The organism is Nonomuraea sp. NPDC004186 (assembly GCF_053603495.1).
Map to the genome: position 1 here is coordinate 14,915 of NZ_JBSGFQ010000090.1, position 14,738 is coordinate 29,652.

Consider the following 14,738-nt stretch of genomic DNA (forward strand, 5'->3'; position numbering starts at 1 on the left):
CTTCCACGACCGCCCGCGTGCCGCCCCGATCCCGTGCGCCACCAGCCGTCCCCGGCCCGGGCCGTGTCCCAACGCCCGCGCACCCCAAACCTACGCCATCCCCCACCCTGCCACACACGCCTCCCCCAACGGCACCCACACTCCCGGACGTCCGGAACACCCCGGCCACCGGCTCCGACCCACCCACCGCACGACCTTTCGCCGCCCGCCACCGCACCGCACACGTTGCGCCGAACGCCATCGCACCCCGACCCGCCGACCCGGCGCCGGAAAGTGAAAGCGCCGGCTTCAGCGGCCCTGACCCGCCACGCCGGCACCACCACCCCGCCGAGACGGGGGTCAGGAGCCGCGGAGGAAGTCGCGGATCTTGGCCCAGCGGTCCGCGACCGGGCCCTCGGCGCCGTGGCGGGTCGGCTCGTAGTAGCGGCGGTCCCGCACCTGCTCGGGCGCGTACTCCTGCCACACCAGCCCATGGTCGAAGTCGTGCGGGTACTTGTAGCCGTCCCCGTGCCCCAGCTTGGCCGCCCCCGGGTAGTGGGCGTCGCGGAGGTGGCCGGGGACCTGGCCGATGAGGCCGCGGCGGACGTCGCCGATGGCCGCCCCGATGGCCTTGACCACGGCGTTGGACTTGGGGGCCATCGCGCAGTGGATGACCGCGTGCGCCAGGTTGATCTGCCCCTCCGGCAGCCCGATGAGCTGCACCGCCTGGGCCGCGGCCACCGCGGTCTGCAGGCAGGTGGGGTCGGCCATGCCGACGTCCTCGGAGGCGAAGATGACGATGCGGCGGGCGATGAAGCGGGGGTCCTCCCCGGCCTCGATCATGCGGGCCAGGTAGTGGAGGGCCGCGTCGGCGTCGGAGCCGCGCATCGACTTGATGAACGCGCTGATCACGTCGTAGTGCTGGTCGCCCTGCCGGTCATAGCGTACGGCCGCCTTGTCGACGGCCTTCTCCACCACCTCCACGGTGATGTCGTCGGCCAGCAGCGCGGCCGCCTCCAGGTACGTCAGCGACCTGCGCGCGTCGCCGCCCGCCAGGCGTACGAGATGCTCCAGGGCCTGGGGCGCGAGCGTGGCGCGCCCGCCGAGGCCGCGCGGGTCGGAGACGGCCCGCTCCAGCACGGCGCGGATGTCGTCCTCTGTCAGGGACTCCAGGGTGAGCAGCAGCGAGCGCGACAGCAGCGGTGAGATGACCGAGAAGAACGGGTTTTCGGTGGTCGCGCCGATGAAGGTGACCCAGCGGTTCTCGACGGCGGGCAGCAGCGCGTCCTGCTGGGCCTTGTTGAAGCGGTGCACCTCGTCCACGAACAGCACCGTCTGCCGTCCGCTCATGCCGAGCTCGCGCCGCGCGTTGTCGATGGCGGCGCGTACGTCCTTGACGCCCGCCGACACGGCGGAGACCTCGACGAAGCGGCGTTCGGTGACGTTGGAGACGACGTAGGCGAGCGTGGTCTTGCCGGTGCCGGGCGGCCCCCACAGGAACAGCGACATGGGAGCCTCGCTCTCGACCAGGCGCCGCAGCGGGGTGCCCGGGCCGAGCAGGTGCCGCTGACCGATCACCTCGTCGAGCGTGCGCGGTCGCATCCGCACCGCGAGGGGCTGCGGGGTGGCCTCTTCGGCCGCGGAATCGAACAGGCTATCCACATCATGAGATTACACGCGCGGACTACGCTCCCCAGACCGCTCGCGCGCCCGAGTCCCCTGCGCGGAAGACGTAGTAGCCCGCCACCGCGGCCAGCACCAGCGTCAGCGCCGACAGGGTCAGCGTCGTGGCCCGGCCGAACCGGTCGCGGCCGACCGAGTCGCGGGCCGGGCTGGTGGCGTACACGAGCAGCAGCGCGGCCACGGCCAGCCCCAGCACCGACAGCAGCAGCGGGTTGGCGAAGCTCTGGTGCGTGGTGATGCGGGACCCCAGCGCGCCGTCCGCCGTGGCGAAGCGGGCCGCCTTGAGGCTCTCGCCGCTCTCCTTGGCCGCGAAGACCGCCACCGGGGAGGCCAGGGAGAGCAGCACCACCGCCCACGCCACGTACGTGCGCCAGCGCGGGACGATCGCGTAGACGGCCGCCGCGGCCACCAGCAGCGGGGTCAGCACGACGGCGAAGTGAATGATCAGTGGATGCGCCGGCAGGCCGAGGATCTGGTCGAACATGGGGTGCTCCTTAGTTCTCATTTCAACTACGAATCTCAGCACCATATGGTTCGCGACCTCACATGTCGTCCTCTGCCGCTTTCACCACTTACGTCCGGCACATATCGAAGGCCGGTAGCATGCGCGGAGTTGTTTGGTCATGCACGGGCAAATTGAGAGGACATAGCGGTGAGCGGCGACGACCGCCAGAACGAGGAAGACCGCCAGAGCGAGCTGGCGCGGGAGCACAAGGAACGGCAGGCGAAGCGCGCCGCCGCCCAGACCACCAAGTCACGGCGGAACACCTTCATCGGCGCGGGCGTGGCCGTCGTCGTTGTCGCGGGCGGCATCTTCGCCGCGACCACGCTGGTCAACAAGGAACCCGGCAAGGCCTCGGCGGAGAGCAGCCCTTCCGCTTCCGCCTCCGCCTCCGCTTCCGCCTCCACGGAGCCGTCGGCCACGCCGTCGGCCAAGACCGGCCCGGTCTCCTGCACCTACAAGCGGGAGACGGGGGTGCCGAACAAGTTCGTCGGCCTGCCGGGCAAGAAGCCCAACATGAAGCTGAAGAAGATGACGATCGTCACCAACCGCGGCACCGTCGTCATCGATCTCATGACCGACGCCGCGCCGTGCTCGGTCAACTCGCTCAGCTTCCTGGCGAAGAAGAAGTTCTACGACAACATGAAGTGCCACCGCCTGGTCACGCCCGACGTGTCCGGCGTGCACCTGCTGCAGTGCGGCGACCCGCTGGCCAAGGCCGACGGCAAGAACCCGACCGACGGCCAGGGCACCGCGGGGTACGTCTACGGCGACGAGAACACCGACATCGCCCTGTCGAAGGGCGTGGTGTTCATGACCCAGGCGGGTGACGCGATGGGCCAGAACAACAGCCAGTTCGCCATCTCGCTGTCGGACGAGAACAGCCAGATCGGCTCGGGCTACAACGTGATCGGCGTGGTCAGCGAGGGCATGGACATGCTGCAGGGGCTGGCCACCAGCGGCAAGGACCTGCTCCTCAACGATGCCGACATCACCGGCGACGGCGGCACCACGGCGCCCAAGAACCCGGTGATCATCAAGAACATCACCTTCAAGTAGGGCGACAGCGAGAACGGCGGGCACCGGCTCCGGTGCCCGCCGTTCTCACATGCCTAGACCTCGGTCTTGGGCTTGGCGTCGACGCCCGCCTCCTTGCGCTGCTCGCCCGTGATCGGCGTGGGCGCGCCCGTGAGCGGGTCGAAGCCGGAGGCCGTCTTCGGGAACGCGATCACGTCACGGATCGAGTCGCCGCCGGACAGCAGCATGCAGATGCGGTCCCAGCCGTAGGCGATGCCGCCGTGCGGCGGGGGCCCGTACTTGAACGCCTCCAGCAGGAAGCCGAACTTGCTCTCCGCCTCCTCCTTGGAGATGCCCAGCACGTCGAAGACGCGCTGCTGCATCTCGGCCCGGTGGATACGGATCGAGCCGCCGCCGATCTCCATGCCGTTGCAGACCATGTCGTACGCGTACGCCAGCGCCTCGCCCGGGTGGTCCTGGAAGTTGTCGGCCCACTCCGGCTTCGGCCCGGTGAACGGGTGGTGCACGGCGGTCCAGCCGATCTCGCGGCCCACCTCGTCGTACACGGGCTCGAACATGGGGGCGTCGACGACCCACAGGAACGCCCACGCCGACTCGTCGATCAGGCCGCAGCGGCGGCCGATCTCCAGGCGGGCCGCGCCGAGCAGGTCGCGCGAGGAGTGCTTCGGGCCGGCCGCGAAGAAGATCGCGTCGCCCGGCTCGGCGCCGACCTTGGCCGCGAGCCCGGAGAGCTCCTCCTCGGTGAGGTTCTTGGCGACCGGGCCGCCCAGCGTGCCGTCCTCCTGGACGAGCACGTAGGCCAGGCCCTTGGCGCCGCGGCTGCGCGCCCACTCCTGCCAGCCGTCGAGCTCCTTGCGCGTCTGCGAGGCGCCGCCCGGCATGACCACGGCGCCGACGTACTCGGCCTGGAAGACGCGGAAGGGCGTGCCGGCGAAGTAGCCGGTCATCTCGACCAGCTCCTGGCCGAAGCGCAGGTCCGGCTTGTCGGAGCCGTAGCGGGCCATCGCGTCGGCGTACGTCATGCGCGGCAGCGGCGTCGGCAGCTCGTAGCCGGCGATCTCCTTCCACAGCCGGCCGATCAGCTTCTCGCCGACCTCGATGACGTCCTCCTGGTCCACGAAGGACATCTCGACGTCGATCTGCGTGAACTCCGGCTGCCGGTCGGCCCGCAGGTCCTCGTCGCGGTAGCACTTGGCGAGCTGGTAGTAGCGCTCGAGGCCGGCGACCTGGAGGAGCTGCTTGAACAGCTGGGGCGACTGGGGCAGGGCGTACCAGTTGCCGGGCTGCAGGCGCACCGGGACCAGGAAGTCGCGCGCGCCCTCGGGCGTGGAGCGGGTCAGGGTCGGCGTCTCGACGTAGACGAAGCCCAGCTCGTGCATCACCTCGTTGGCGAGGTAGGTGGCCTTGGAGCGGGTGCGCATGGCGTTGGCCACCTGCTGGCGGCGGATGTCGAGGTAGCGGTACTTGAGCCGGGCCTCCTCCGAGACCCCCACGTTGCCCTCGATCGGGAAGGGCAGCGGCGCGGACTCGCTCAGCACCTCGACCTGCTCGGCCACGACCTCGATCGCGCCGGTGGGCAGGTCGGGGTTCTCGTTGCCCTCGGGGCGGACCCTGACCTGGCCGACGACCTTCACGCAGTATTCGGCGCGCAGGTCGTGGGCGTGGTCCTCCTCGCGGAAGACCACCTGCGCCGAGCCGGAGGCGTCGCGCAGGTCGATGAAGACCACGCCGCCGTGGTCACGCCGGCGGGCCACCCATCCTGCGAGCGTCACCTGCTGCCCGGTGTGCTCCTCGCGGAGCGACCCGGCCTTGTGCGTGCGGATCACTGCAGTTTCCCTTTCAAAAAGTCGACGACCTCGGCCAAGGGCACCTCGGTCTGCTCAGCGGTGGTCAGGTCCTTCACTTGCACGGCCTTGGCCGCCAGGTCGCGCTCGCCCAGGATCAGGGCAAAACGGGCGCCGGAACGGTCGGCCCCCTTCATCGCGCCCTTGAGCCCCTTGCCGCCGAAGGACATGTCGGCGGCGACACCGGCCGCGCGCAGCTCGCTCACGAGCTTGAACATGTCCCGCGCCGCCTCGTCGCCCAGCGCCACACCGTACACCTCGCAGCGGGCCGGGGTGTCGAGCACGACGCCCTCCCGCTCCAGGGCGATGACGGTGCGGTCGAGACCGAGGCCGAAGCCGATGCCGGGCAGCGCCGGCCCGCCGATGGCCTCGGAGAGCCCGTCGTAGCGGCCGCCGCCGCCGATGCCGGACTGCGCGCCCAGCAGCGGGTGGTCGAACTCGAAGGTGGTGCGGGTGTAGTAGTCGAGCCCGCGCACCAGCCTGGGCGCGTCCTCCCACGGGATGTCCAGGTCGGCCAGGAGCTGCTTGACCCGGCCGTGGTAGGCCTCGCAGTCGGCGCAGAGGTGGTCGCCGATGAGCGGCGCGCCCTCGAGCTGGGCGCGCACCTCCGGGCGCTTGTCGTCGAGCACGCGCAACGGATTGATCTCGATGCGGGCCCTGGTGGCCTCGTCGAGGTCGAGCGCGCGCAGGAACTCCTGCAGCCGGGCCCGGTAGATCGGGCGGCACTCCTTGCAGCCCAGCGAGTTGAGGAGCAGCCGCACCTGGGTGAGGCCGAGCGCGGCGTACCACTGCCAGGCCAGCGCGATCGTCTCGGCGTCGACGGCCGGATCCTCGCTGCCGATGGCCTCCAGGTCGAGCTGGTAGAACTGCCGGTAGCGGCCCTCCTGGGGCGCCTCCGCGCGGAACACCTGGCCGTCGGTCCAGACCTTGACCGGGAGCTGGCCGCGGTGCAGGCCGTACTCCAGGACCGCGCGCAGCACGCCGGCGGTGAACTCCGGGCGCAGCGTCAGCGACCGGCCGCCGCGGTCGGTGAAGGTGTACATCTCCTTGCTCACGACGTCGGTGGACTCGCCGACGCCACGGGCGAACAGCTGGGTGTCCTCGAAGACCGCGGTCTCCAGGTACGAGTATCCGGCCCGCCTGGCCGTCTCGGCGAAAGCTCCGCGAATCGCGTAGAACGTCGAGGCTTGCGGTGGAACGTACTCTTTGACACCTTTAGGTGCTTGGAAGCTCATTAGATCCCTCGTGTGGGACCGGACTGCGGCGCCGCTTCCTTCAAATATGGGTTGGTAGCGCGCTCGCGGCCGATCGTCGTCTGTGGTCCGTGGCCCGGCAGGACGACCGTATCGTCAGGCAGCGTCAGGCACTTGGCAGCCAGGCTGCGCAAAATGGTCGTGTAGTCACCGCCGGGCAGGTCGGTGCGGCCGATGGAGCCGGCGAACAGCAGGTCGCCCGAGAACATGATCTCGTCGCCGGGCAGCCGGAAGCTCACCGACCCCCTGGTATGGCCGGGCGTGTGGTCGACCACGAGCTCGAGGCCCGCCAGCTCCAGTACGGCCCCGTCGGACAGCTCGCGCACGTCGTCGGGCTCGCTCAGCGTCAGCCCGCCGAACATCGAGGCGCTCGTGCCCGACCAGCCGGCGGCCGGGTCGCTCAGCAGGTGGCGGTCGTCGGGGTGGATCCACGCGGGGACGTCACGCGCGCCGCAGACCGGGGCCACCGACCAGACGTGGTCGAGGTGGCCGTGGGTGAGCAGGACCGCGACCGGCTTGAGCCGGTGCTCGCGCAGCAGCTCGTCGACGCCCTCGGTCGCGTCCTGACCTGGATCGACGATCACGCATTCCTCGCCGGCCGCGGGCGCGACAACGTAACAATTGGTCTGGAAGGCCCCTGCGGGGAAGCCGGCGATGAGCATCTGCCTCAGGTGATCTCGTCGAAAAGCCAATGGGAATGTAACCGAAGGGTACCGGTGCGGGTCGCCGGGCTGCGAATCATTACCCGTTGGCCGATACGATTCGCCCACCTCAGTTGATTGACTATGGGAGGCAAAGCGGTGGCCACGGGGAAGGACCGGCAGAGGCAGCTCGCTCGTGAGCACTACGAGCGGCAGATGCATCGCCGGGTCGAACGCGAGCAGAAGGCCAAGCGCACGGCGATCATCGGCTCCTCGGTGGGCGTCGTGATCGTGATCGGCGGCATCGTCGCCGCGGTCGCGCTGCTGGGCGGCAACGACGCGGGGACCGACGCGGCCTCCTCGCCCACGGCGTCGGCCGCCGACACCGCCGCGCCGTCGGCCTCGGCCTCGGCTTCGGCCGCGGCGGGGCCCAAGCCGTACGACGCGGCGACGGGCACGTGCGACTACGTCAAGGACGCCGGAGGCGGGCAGGTCAAGGATGTCGGCATGCCGCCGGCCAAGGTCAAGACCACGCCGGCGACCAAGACGATGACGCTCAGGACCAACCAGGGCGACATCGTCGTCGAGCTGAACAACGCCAAGGCGCCCTGCACGACCAACTCGCTGGAGTTCCTGGCGAAGAAGAAGTACTACGACGGCAGCAAGTGCCACCGGCTCGGCAGCGCCCAGTTCCCGATGCTGCAGTGCGGCGACCCGTCGGCCAAGGCCGACGGCAAGAGCCAGGACGGCACCGGCGGCCCCGGCTACGTCATGGCCGAGGAGAACCTCCAGGGCGCCCAGTACAAGCGCGGCGTGATGGCCATGGCCAAAACGCAGGCGCCGGGCAGCACGGGCAGCCAGTTCTTCCTCGTTTTCGGAGACATCGGACTCACGCCGGATTACACGCCGGTGGGTACGATCACCAAGGGGCTCGACATCCTGGACAAGGTGAACAAAGCAGGCGTCATCGGGGACGCCGGCGACGGGACGGGGGCGCCGAAGCAAACCGTCGAAATCAAAGACGTGACAATCGCCAGCAAGAGCTGACGTAATACAAACTAGGGACGAAGTAGTCCCGAAGGGTCTGATGGAAAGTGCGGGAGGACACGGTGAGCACCGACCCGTGGGGCCGGGTAGACGACGACGGCACCGTCTACGTGCGTACGGCTGAGGGAGAGCGGGCCGTCGGCTCCTGGCAGGCCGGTGAACCCGAAGAGGCACTGGCCTACTTCCATCGCAAGTACGACGAGCTGGCCGGTCAGGTGCAGCTGCTGGAACAGCGCGTCAAGGGCACCGACCTGGCTCCTGCCCAGGCCGAGGCGAACATCGCCAAGCTGCGTGAGGCCGTCGCCGACGCCCACGCCATCGGCGACCTCGACGCGCTGACGGCCCGGCTCGACGGCCTGACGGAGCTGGTCGCCCAGCGCCGCGAGGAGGTCAAGGCGGCCCGCGAGCACGCGCGCGCCGAGGCCAGGTCGGTCAAGGAGCGCATCGTCGCCGAGGCCGAGCGCATCGCGGACGAGACCACCCACTGGAAGTCGGGTGGCGAGCGGCTGCGCCAGCTCGTCGAGGAGTGGAAGGCCGCCGACCGCATCGACCGGGTCACCGAGGCCGCGCTGTGGAAGCGGCTCTCGGCGGCCCGTACGGCGTTCGCCAAGCGGCGCAAGACGTACTTCGCGGGGCTCGACGAGCAGCGCGAGGGCGTGCGGGCGGCCAAGGAGCGCATCGTCGCCGAGGCCGAGGCGCTGGCCGACTCGACCGACTGGGGCCAGACCGCGGCGATCTACCGCGAGCTGATGCAGCAGTGGAAGAGCGCCGGCCGGGCCTCGCGCGAGGCCGAGGACGAGCTGTGGGCCCGCTTCAAGGGCGCGCAGGACCAGTTCTTCCAGGCCCGTTCCGCCGTCTTCGCCGAGCGCGACGCCTCGCTGGCCGCCAACGCGGAGGTCAAGGAGGTGCTGCTGGCCGAGGCCGAGAAGATCCTCCCGGTCACGGACGTGCGCACGGCCCGCTCGGCGCTGCGGAACCTCCTGGAGCGCTGGGAGGCCGCCGGCCCGGTGCCGCGCGAGCAGCGCGACCGGCTCGAGGGCGGGCTGCGCAAGGTGGACGAGGCCGTGCGCAAGGCCGAGGACGCCGAGTGGAAGCGCTCCAACCCGGAGGCCCGGGCCCGCGCGCAGAGCACCGTCGACCAGCTGCGCACCTCGATCGATCAGCTGGAGAAGCGGCTGTCCAAGGCGCAGACGGCCGGTCGCGCCAAGGACATCAAGGAGACCGAGGAGGCGCTGATCGCCCGGCGCTCGTGGCTGGAGGAGGCCGAGCGCACGCTCGCCGAGTTCAGCTGACCCCGGTGGAAATGCCCGTGGAGGCCTCGGCGGGCCTCCACCGGGCCCTGCCAACCGTGCGCCGACCGTGCGCCGACCGTGCGCGAGCGAGTGGCGGCGGTGCGTGAAATGGGGCGGCGGCGGAAGGGGCTGAGACCTAGGCTGGCGGGCATGGATCCCGTCAGCGCCGCACGTGCCCTCGTCGAGGAGATGTTCCCGGGGGCCCTGTACGCCTTCGTCGGCGGCAGCGCCCTCACCGAGCGCCGCACCAGCACCTCCGACCTCGACGTCGTCGTGGTGCTCGACGGCCTGCCCACCCCCTACCGCGAGTCGCTGCGGTGGCGCGAGTGGCCCGTGGAGCTGTTCGTGCACAGCGAGACCAGCCTGCGCGCCTACCTCGACAAGGACTTCGACCGGCGTCAGCCGAGCCTGGCCCGCATGTGCGCCGAGGGCGCGGTGCTGACCGACCGGACCAGCGGCCGGGCCAGCGACCTCCAGGCGGCGCTGAGCGAGCGCCTGACGGCCGGACCGGGCGGTCTGACCAGCTCGCAGGCCGAACGGGCCAGATACGCCCTCTCCGACCTCCTGGACGACCTCTCGGGGGCCACGGACGCCGGCGAGCGGACGTTCATCCGGTGGCAGGTGGCGCAGGAGACCGCCAGGATGGCGCTCGGACTGGGGCGCAGGTGGCAGGGGAGCGGCAAGTGGCTGCTGCGCGAGCTGCGCGCCCACGACCCGGTGCTGGCGGAGGCGCTGCTCGGCGCCGTCGACGACTCGGCACGGCTGGCCGCCGTCGCCTCGGACGTCCTGGAACGCGCTGGAGGGCGTCTCTGGGAGGGTTACAGGGCCGAGGGTGACCCGTTCCACCAGCCGCTGCGTCACGTGCCCTCAGGGGAGCTCTCGGGCGAGACGGCGCAGAGCTCCGGCATGCGCAGGCTCGCGGCCATCAGCGGGGCCACGGCCGGGTCCGTCCGCCTCTGGATGGGCCAGACCCACGTCGCGCCCGCCACGCGCTCGTCCGACCACCACCACGGGGCCTCGGAGACGGCCATCTACGTGGTCAGCGGCACGCCGTCGTTCGTGTTCCTGGAGGACGGGCGGGAGGTGCGGCTGGACACCAAGCCCGGCGACTACATCTTCGTGCCGCCGTACGTGCCCCATCGCGAGGAGAATCCGGACCCGTCACAGGAGGCCGTGGTCGTCATCGCCCGCAGCACCCAGGAGGCCATCGTCGTCAACCTCCCCGACCTCCGCCCCCGCTGACCCGCCGCCGGGGCCCGGCGCCCCGGAAGCGGTCAGTTGCCGGCGCCGCTGACGCGGTAGACGTCGAACACGCCCTGGATGCTGCGCACGGCCTTGAGCACGTGCCCCAGGTGCTTGGGATCGCCCATCTCGAACGTGAACTTGCTGATCGCCACCCGGTCCCGGGACGTCGTGACCGACGCGCTCAGGATGTTGACGTGCTGGTCGGAGAGCGTACGCGTGACGTCGGACAGCAGGCGCGGCCGGTCCAGCGCCTCCACCTGGATCGCGACCAGGAACACGCTGTCGTCGCTGGGCGACCAGCTGACCTCGACGAGCCGGTCGGGCTGCTCCTTGAGCTGCTGCACGTTGGTGCAGTCGCCGCGGTGCACCGACACCCCGTGCCCCCTCGTGACGAACCCGACGATCTCGTCACCGGGCACCGGGGTGCAGCACTTCGACAGGCGTACCCACACGTCGGCGTCGCCCGCCACGACCACGCCCGCGCCGCCACCGCGGGGGCGGCCGCGCAACCGGGTGGGCAGCGAGGTCTCGGCGATGTCCTCCTCGGCGCTGTCGACGCCGCCGATCGAGGCCACCAGCTTCTGCACGACGGCCTGCGCCGCGATGTGCCCCTCCCCCACGGCCGCGTAGAGCGCGGAGACGTCGGGGTAGCGCAGGTCGCGGGCGAGCGCCAGCAGCGCCTCGCCGGACATCAGCCGCTGCAGCGGCAGGCCCTGCTTGCGCATGGCCCGCCCGATGGCCTCCTTGCCCGCCTCGATCGCGGTCTCGCGGCGCTCCTTGGAGAACCACTGCCGGATCTTGTTGCGGGCCCGGCCCGACTTGACGAACTTGAGCCAGTCGCGCGACGGCCCGGCGTCCGGCGACTTGGAGGTGAAGATCTCGACCGTGTCGCCGTTGCCGAGCCGCGACTCCAGCGGCACCAGCCGCCCGTTGACCCGGGCGCCGATGCAGCGGTGGCCCACCTCGGTGTGCACGGCGTACGCGAAGTCGACCGGCGTGGCCCCCTCGGGCAGCGCGATGACCTGCCCCTTCGGGGTGAACACGTAGACCTCGGACACCGACAGGTCGAACCGCAGCGACTCCAGGAACTCGCCCGGGTCGGAGGTCTCCTTCTGCCAGTCGAGGAGCTGGCGCAGCCAGGCCATGTCGCTGCCCGGCTTGACCTTGCCGGTGGGGCCGGGGCTGCCGACCTCCTCCTTGTACTTCCAGTGCGCGGCCACGCCGTACTCGGCCCGGTGGTGCATCGCGTGGGTGCGGATCTGCAGCTCCACCGGCTTGCCCTCGGGACCGATCACCGTGGTGTGCAGCGACTGGTACATGTTGAACTTGGGCATCGCTATGTAGTCCTTGAACCGCCCCGGCACCGGGTTCCACCGGGCGTGGATGGTGCCGAGCGCGGCGTAGCAGTCGCGCACGCTGTCGACGAGGACGCGGATGCCCACCAGGTCGTAGATGTCGTCGAAGGCCACGTCGCGGGCGATCATCTTCTGGTAGACCGAGTAGTAGTGCTTCGGCCGGCCCTTGACGACGGCGCGGATCTTGGCCTCGCGCAGGTCGCCGGAGACCTTCTCGATGACCTCCTGCAGGAACAGGTCGCGGCGCGGCGCCCGCTCCGACACCATGCGCGCGATCTCGTCGTAGCGCTTGGGGTAGAGCATGGCGAAGGCCAGGTCCTCGAGCTCCCACTTGATCGTGTTCATGCCCAGGCGGTGGGCCAGCGGGGCGAAGATCTCCAGCGTCTCGCGCGACTTCTGGTGGCGCTTGTGCTCGGGGAGGTAGCGCATGGTGCGCATGTTGTGGAGCCGGTCGGCGAGCTTGATGATCAGCACGCGGATGTCGCGCGACATGGCGACGACCATCTTGCGCACGGTCTCGGCCTGCGCGGCGTCGCCGAACTTCACCTTGTCCAGCTTGGTCACGCCGTCGACCAGGGACCCGATGGTGTCGCCGAAGTCGCCGCGCAGCTCGTCGAGGCTGTAGGCGGTGTCCTCCACCGTGTCGTGGAGCAGCGCGGCGCACAGGGTCTCGTCGTCGGTGCCGAGCTCGGCCAGGATCGTGGCCACGGCCAGCGGGTGGGTGATGTACGGGTCGCCGGACTTCCGCTTCTGGTCGCGGTGGTGGTAGGCGGCGACGTCGTACGCACGCTCGATCACGCGCAGGTCGGCCTTGGGGTGGGTGGCGCGGACCGTGCGGAACAACGGCTCCAGCACCGGATTCATGGCCCCACCCCCAAATCGCCGTCGACGCACCGCTGGAACGCCGGACGCCTCGGCGTTGCCGGAGTCGGTTACGTCGGGCACGACCACATCACGGGGCACACAGACTCCTCACGCAATGGCTCCTCACGTTCGAGTCCAGATCCCCCAGTGTATCCAGGCGGCGAACCTGGGCCGTCGCGGGTCGGGCTCAGACGATCACGAGGGAGTGCAGGTCCACTCCCGTCACCCGCTCACGTCCCTTGAGAAAGGCCAGTTCCATGAGCACGGCGATGCCGACGACCTCGGCGCCGGCCCTCTTCACCAACTCCACGGCAGCCCTCGCGGTGCCGCCCGTGGCCAGCACGTCGTCGACCACGAGAACGCGGTCGCCGGGCGTGAAGGCGTCACGGTGGACCTCGATGGTCGCGGAGCCGTACTCCAGATCGTAGGACTCTTCGAGGGTTTCGGCGGGCAGTTTCCCCTTCTTCCGTACCGGTACGAAACCCGCCCCCGCCCGGTACGCCACCGGAGCCGCGAGGATGAACCCGCGCGCCTCGATGCCCACGATCTTGTCCACCTGGTGGAGCCCGGCCAGTTCGTCCACCACGGCCGCCATGGCGACCGGGTCGCCCAGCAGCGGGGTGATGTCCTTGAACATCACGCCCGGCTTGGGGTAGTCGGGCACGTCCCTGATCCTGTCCAGGATCATCGTGCTCAGCTCGGTCATGGCGTCTCCTCGCAATCGTGCACCGGCGGTGTGCCGGGCTCCATCGGACCTCGAGAGGTTACTGCCGGAATCATCCGGCTGGGGAATCGCCTCCCTGATAGCGTTTCCTCGTGCCCCAGCAGGGCACCGGTCAGGGCTTGGCCGTCGCCGACTCCGGATACCTCTGCCGGGGAAAGCGAGAAGCCGCTTCCTCTCAGGAAGCGGAGGAGTCACGATGGTGCATCCCGCGCACACACACAACGACGCCCCCATCCCGTGAAGGCTGAGGGCGTCGTACGTGTCTGTGCGCCGGTTATCCCTTGGCTACGGCCGCGCTTTTGGAACCCTTCGGCCCCTTGCCGCTTCCCGTCGAGGCCAGCCTCCTGGCGATGGCCTGGTACTTCGGCTCCCGCTCCTTCAACGTCACCAGCAGCGGCGTGGCGACGCACAGCGAGGAGTACGTACCGACGATCATGCCGACGAACAGCGCCAGCGACAGGTCCTTCAGCGTGCCCGCGCCGAGCAGCGTGGTGCCGATGAACAGGATCGCCGCCACCGGCAGGATCGCGACCAGCGAGGTGTTCAGCGACCGGATCAGCGTGTGGTTGAGCGCGTTGTTGGCCGCCATCGAGTACGTCATCTTCGACGTGTGCCCCAGCTTGGCCGTGACCTCCTTGATCATGTCGAACACCACGACCGCGTCGTAGAGCGAATAACCGAGGATGGTCAGGAAGCCCAGCAGCGTGGCCGGCGTGACCTCGAAGCCCGACCAGGCGTAGATGCCGGCCGTGATGACGAGGTCGTGGATGAGCGCGACGATCGCCGACATGGCCATCTTCGGCTCGAACGCCATCGACAGGTACAGGATGATCGCCAGCATGAACACGCCCAGGCCGATCCAGGCCTTCTGCGAGACCTCACCGCCCCAGGACGGGCCGATGGCCTGCACGCTGACCTGCCCGACCGGAGTGTTGAAGTCCTTGGCGATCTGCGACTGCACCTGCTCCCTGGTGTTCTCCGGGAGGCTCTCGGTGGTCACCCGCCAGCCGCTGGTGCCGGCCGACTGGACGATCGCCTGGTGCGCGCCCTGATCGAGGACGGCCTCGCGGACCTGCTGGACGGTGGCCTGCTCGGACTTGAACGAGAAGACCGTGCCGCCTCTGAACTCCACGCCCAGGTTGAGCCCGTTGATCAGCAGACCCGCGATCGAGATGAGCAGCAGAATGCCCGACAGGCTGTACCAGAGCCTCCATTGGCCGACGAAGTCGACATTGATCTCGCCGCGGTAGAGGCGACGCGCCAGTCCCATC

12 protein-coding genes are annotated in these 14,738 nt (G+C 70.0%); 4 read left to right on the forward strand and 8 right to left on the reverse strand.

What is annotated here, in order from left to right; all coding sequences use genetic code 11:
• Positions 1-339 precede the first annotated feature (339 nt).
• Both ACWEPL_RS47440 and ACWEPL_RS47445 read right to left on the reverse strand, forming a co-directional pair.
• Positions 340-1,581 carry a replication-associated recombination protein A gene (locus ACWEPL_RS47440; RefSeq protein ID WP_452440141.1) on the reverse strand — a complete coding sequence of 414 codons (1,242 nt, stop codon included), beginning with the start codon at positions 1,579-1,581 and terminating at the stop codon, positions 340-342.
• A gap of 82 nt (positions 1,582-1,663) precedes the next feature.
• The gene (locus ACWEPL_RS47445; protein ID WP_350727187.1) at positions 1,664-2,146 is read right to left on the reverse strand and encodes a DUF2231 domain-containing protein; all 483 of its coding nucleotides are present in this window, start codon (positions 2,144-2,146) and stop codon (positions 1,664-1,666) included.
• 168 nt (positions 2,147-2,314) lie between these two features.
• Between ACWEPL_RS47445 and ACWEPL_RS47450 the strand changes: the two genes are divergently transcribed.
• Entirely contained in the window at positions 2,315-3,223 is a 909-nt protein-coding gene (locus ACWEPL_RS47450; protein ID WP_363972097.1) for a peptidylprolyl isomerase, read from the forward strand.
• A gap of 53 nt (positions 3,224-3,276) precedes the next feature.
• On the opposite strand, the gene aspS is transcribed toward ACWEPL_RS47450, so the two are convergent.
• From aspS to ACWEPL_RS47465, 3 genes are read right to left on the reverse strand one after another with little or no spacing between them, the layout of a single operon-like run.
• Positions 3,277-5,028 carry an aspartate--tRNA ligase gene (gene aspS / locus ACWEPL_RS47455; protein WP_452440132.1) on the reverse strand — a complete coding sequence of 584 codons (1,752 nt, stop codon included), beginning with the start codon at positions 5,026-5,028 and terminating at the stop codon, positions 3,277-3,279.
• Positions 5,025-6,281 (reverse strand): histidine--tRNA ligase, encoded by a 1,257-nt coding sequence (gene hisS, locus ACWEPL_RS47460; RefSeq protein WP_363972101.1) that lies wholly within the window; start codon positions 6,279-6,281, stop codon positions 5,025-5,027. The genes aspS and hisS overlap by 4 nt, the downstream gene beginning before the upstream one ends.
• Positions 6,281-6,961, reverse strand: a complete 681-nt coding sequence (locus ACWEPL_RS47465) for an MBL fold metallo-hydrolase (RefSeq protein WP_350727183.1) — start codon at positions 6,959-6,961, stop codon at positions 6,281-6,283. Before ACWEPL_RS47465 ends, hisS begins: the two co-directional genes overlap by 1 nt.
• A gap of 138 nt (positions 6,962-7,099) precedes the next feature.
• On the opposite strand from ACWEPL_RS47465, the gene ACWEPL_RS47470 reads away from it, so the two are divergent.
• The 3 genes from ACWEPL_RS47470 (at position 7,100) to ACWEPL_RS47480 (ending at position 10,521) form a co-directional block, all read left to right on the forward strand.
• The gene (locus ACWEPL_RS47470) at positions 7,100-7,987 is read left to right on the forward strand and encodes a peptidylprolyl isomerase (protein WP_350727182.1); all 888 of its coding nucleotides are present in this window, start codon (positions 7,100-7,102) and stop codon (positions 7,985-7,987) included.
• A gap of 62 nt (positions 7,988-8,049) precedes the next feature.
• Positions 8,050-9,279, forward strand: a complete 1,230-nt coding sequence (locus tag ACWEPL_RS47475; RefSeq protein WP_363972104.1) for a DUF349 domain-containing protein — start codon at positions 8,050-8,052, stop codon at positions 9,277-9,279.
• A 150-nt stretch (positions 9,280-9,429) separates the two neighbouring features.
• Positions 9,430-10,521, forward strand: coding sequence for a cupin domain-containing protein (locus tag ACWEPL_RS47480; RefSeq protein WP_350727180.1), 1,092 nt, complete (start codon positions 9,430-9,432; stop codon positions 10,519-10,521).
• Positions 10,522-10,553: 32 nt separating this feature from the next.
• Here the strand turns inward: ACWEPL_RS47480 and ACWEPL_RS47485 are convergent, their stop codons facing one another.
• From ACWEPL_RS47485 to secF, 3 genes are all read right to left on the reverse strand, one after another.
• Positions 10,554-12,743, reverse strand: coding sequence for a RelA/SpoT family protein (locus ACWEPL_RS47485; protein WP_355198457.1), 2,190 nt, complete (start codon positions 12,741-12,743; stop codon positions 10,554-10,556).
• Positions 12,744-12,930: 187 nt separating this feature from the next.
• A complete protein-coding gene (locus tag ACWEPL_RS47490; protein WP_350727178.1) occupies positions 12,931-13,449 on the reverse strand; it encodes an adenine phosphoribosyltransferase in 519 nt (172 codons plus the stop codon).
• A gap of 292 nt (positions 13,450-13,741) precedes the next feature.
• On the reverse strand, positions 13,742-14,737 hold the full coding sequence (gene secF, locus ACWEPL_RS47495; protein ID WP_363972107.1) for a protein translocase subunit SecF: 996 nt from the start codon (positions 14,735-14,737) through the stop codon (positions 13,742-13,744).
• Position 14,738: the final 1 nt, after the last annotated feature.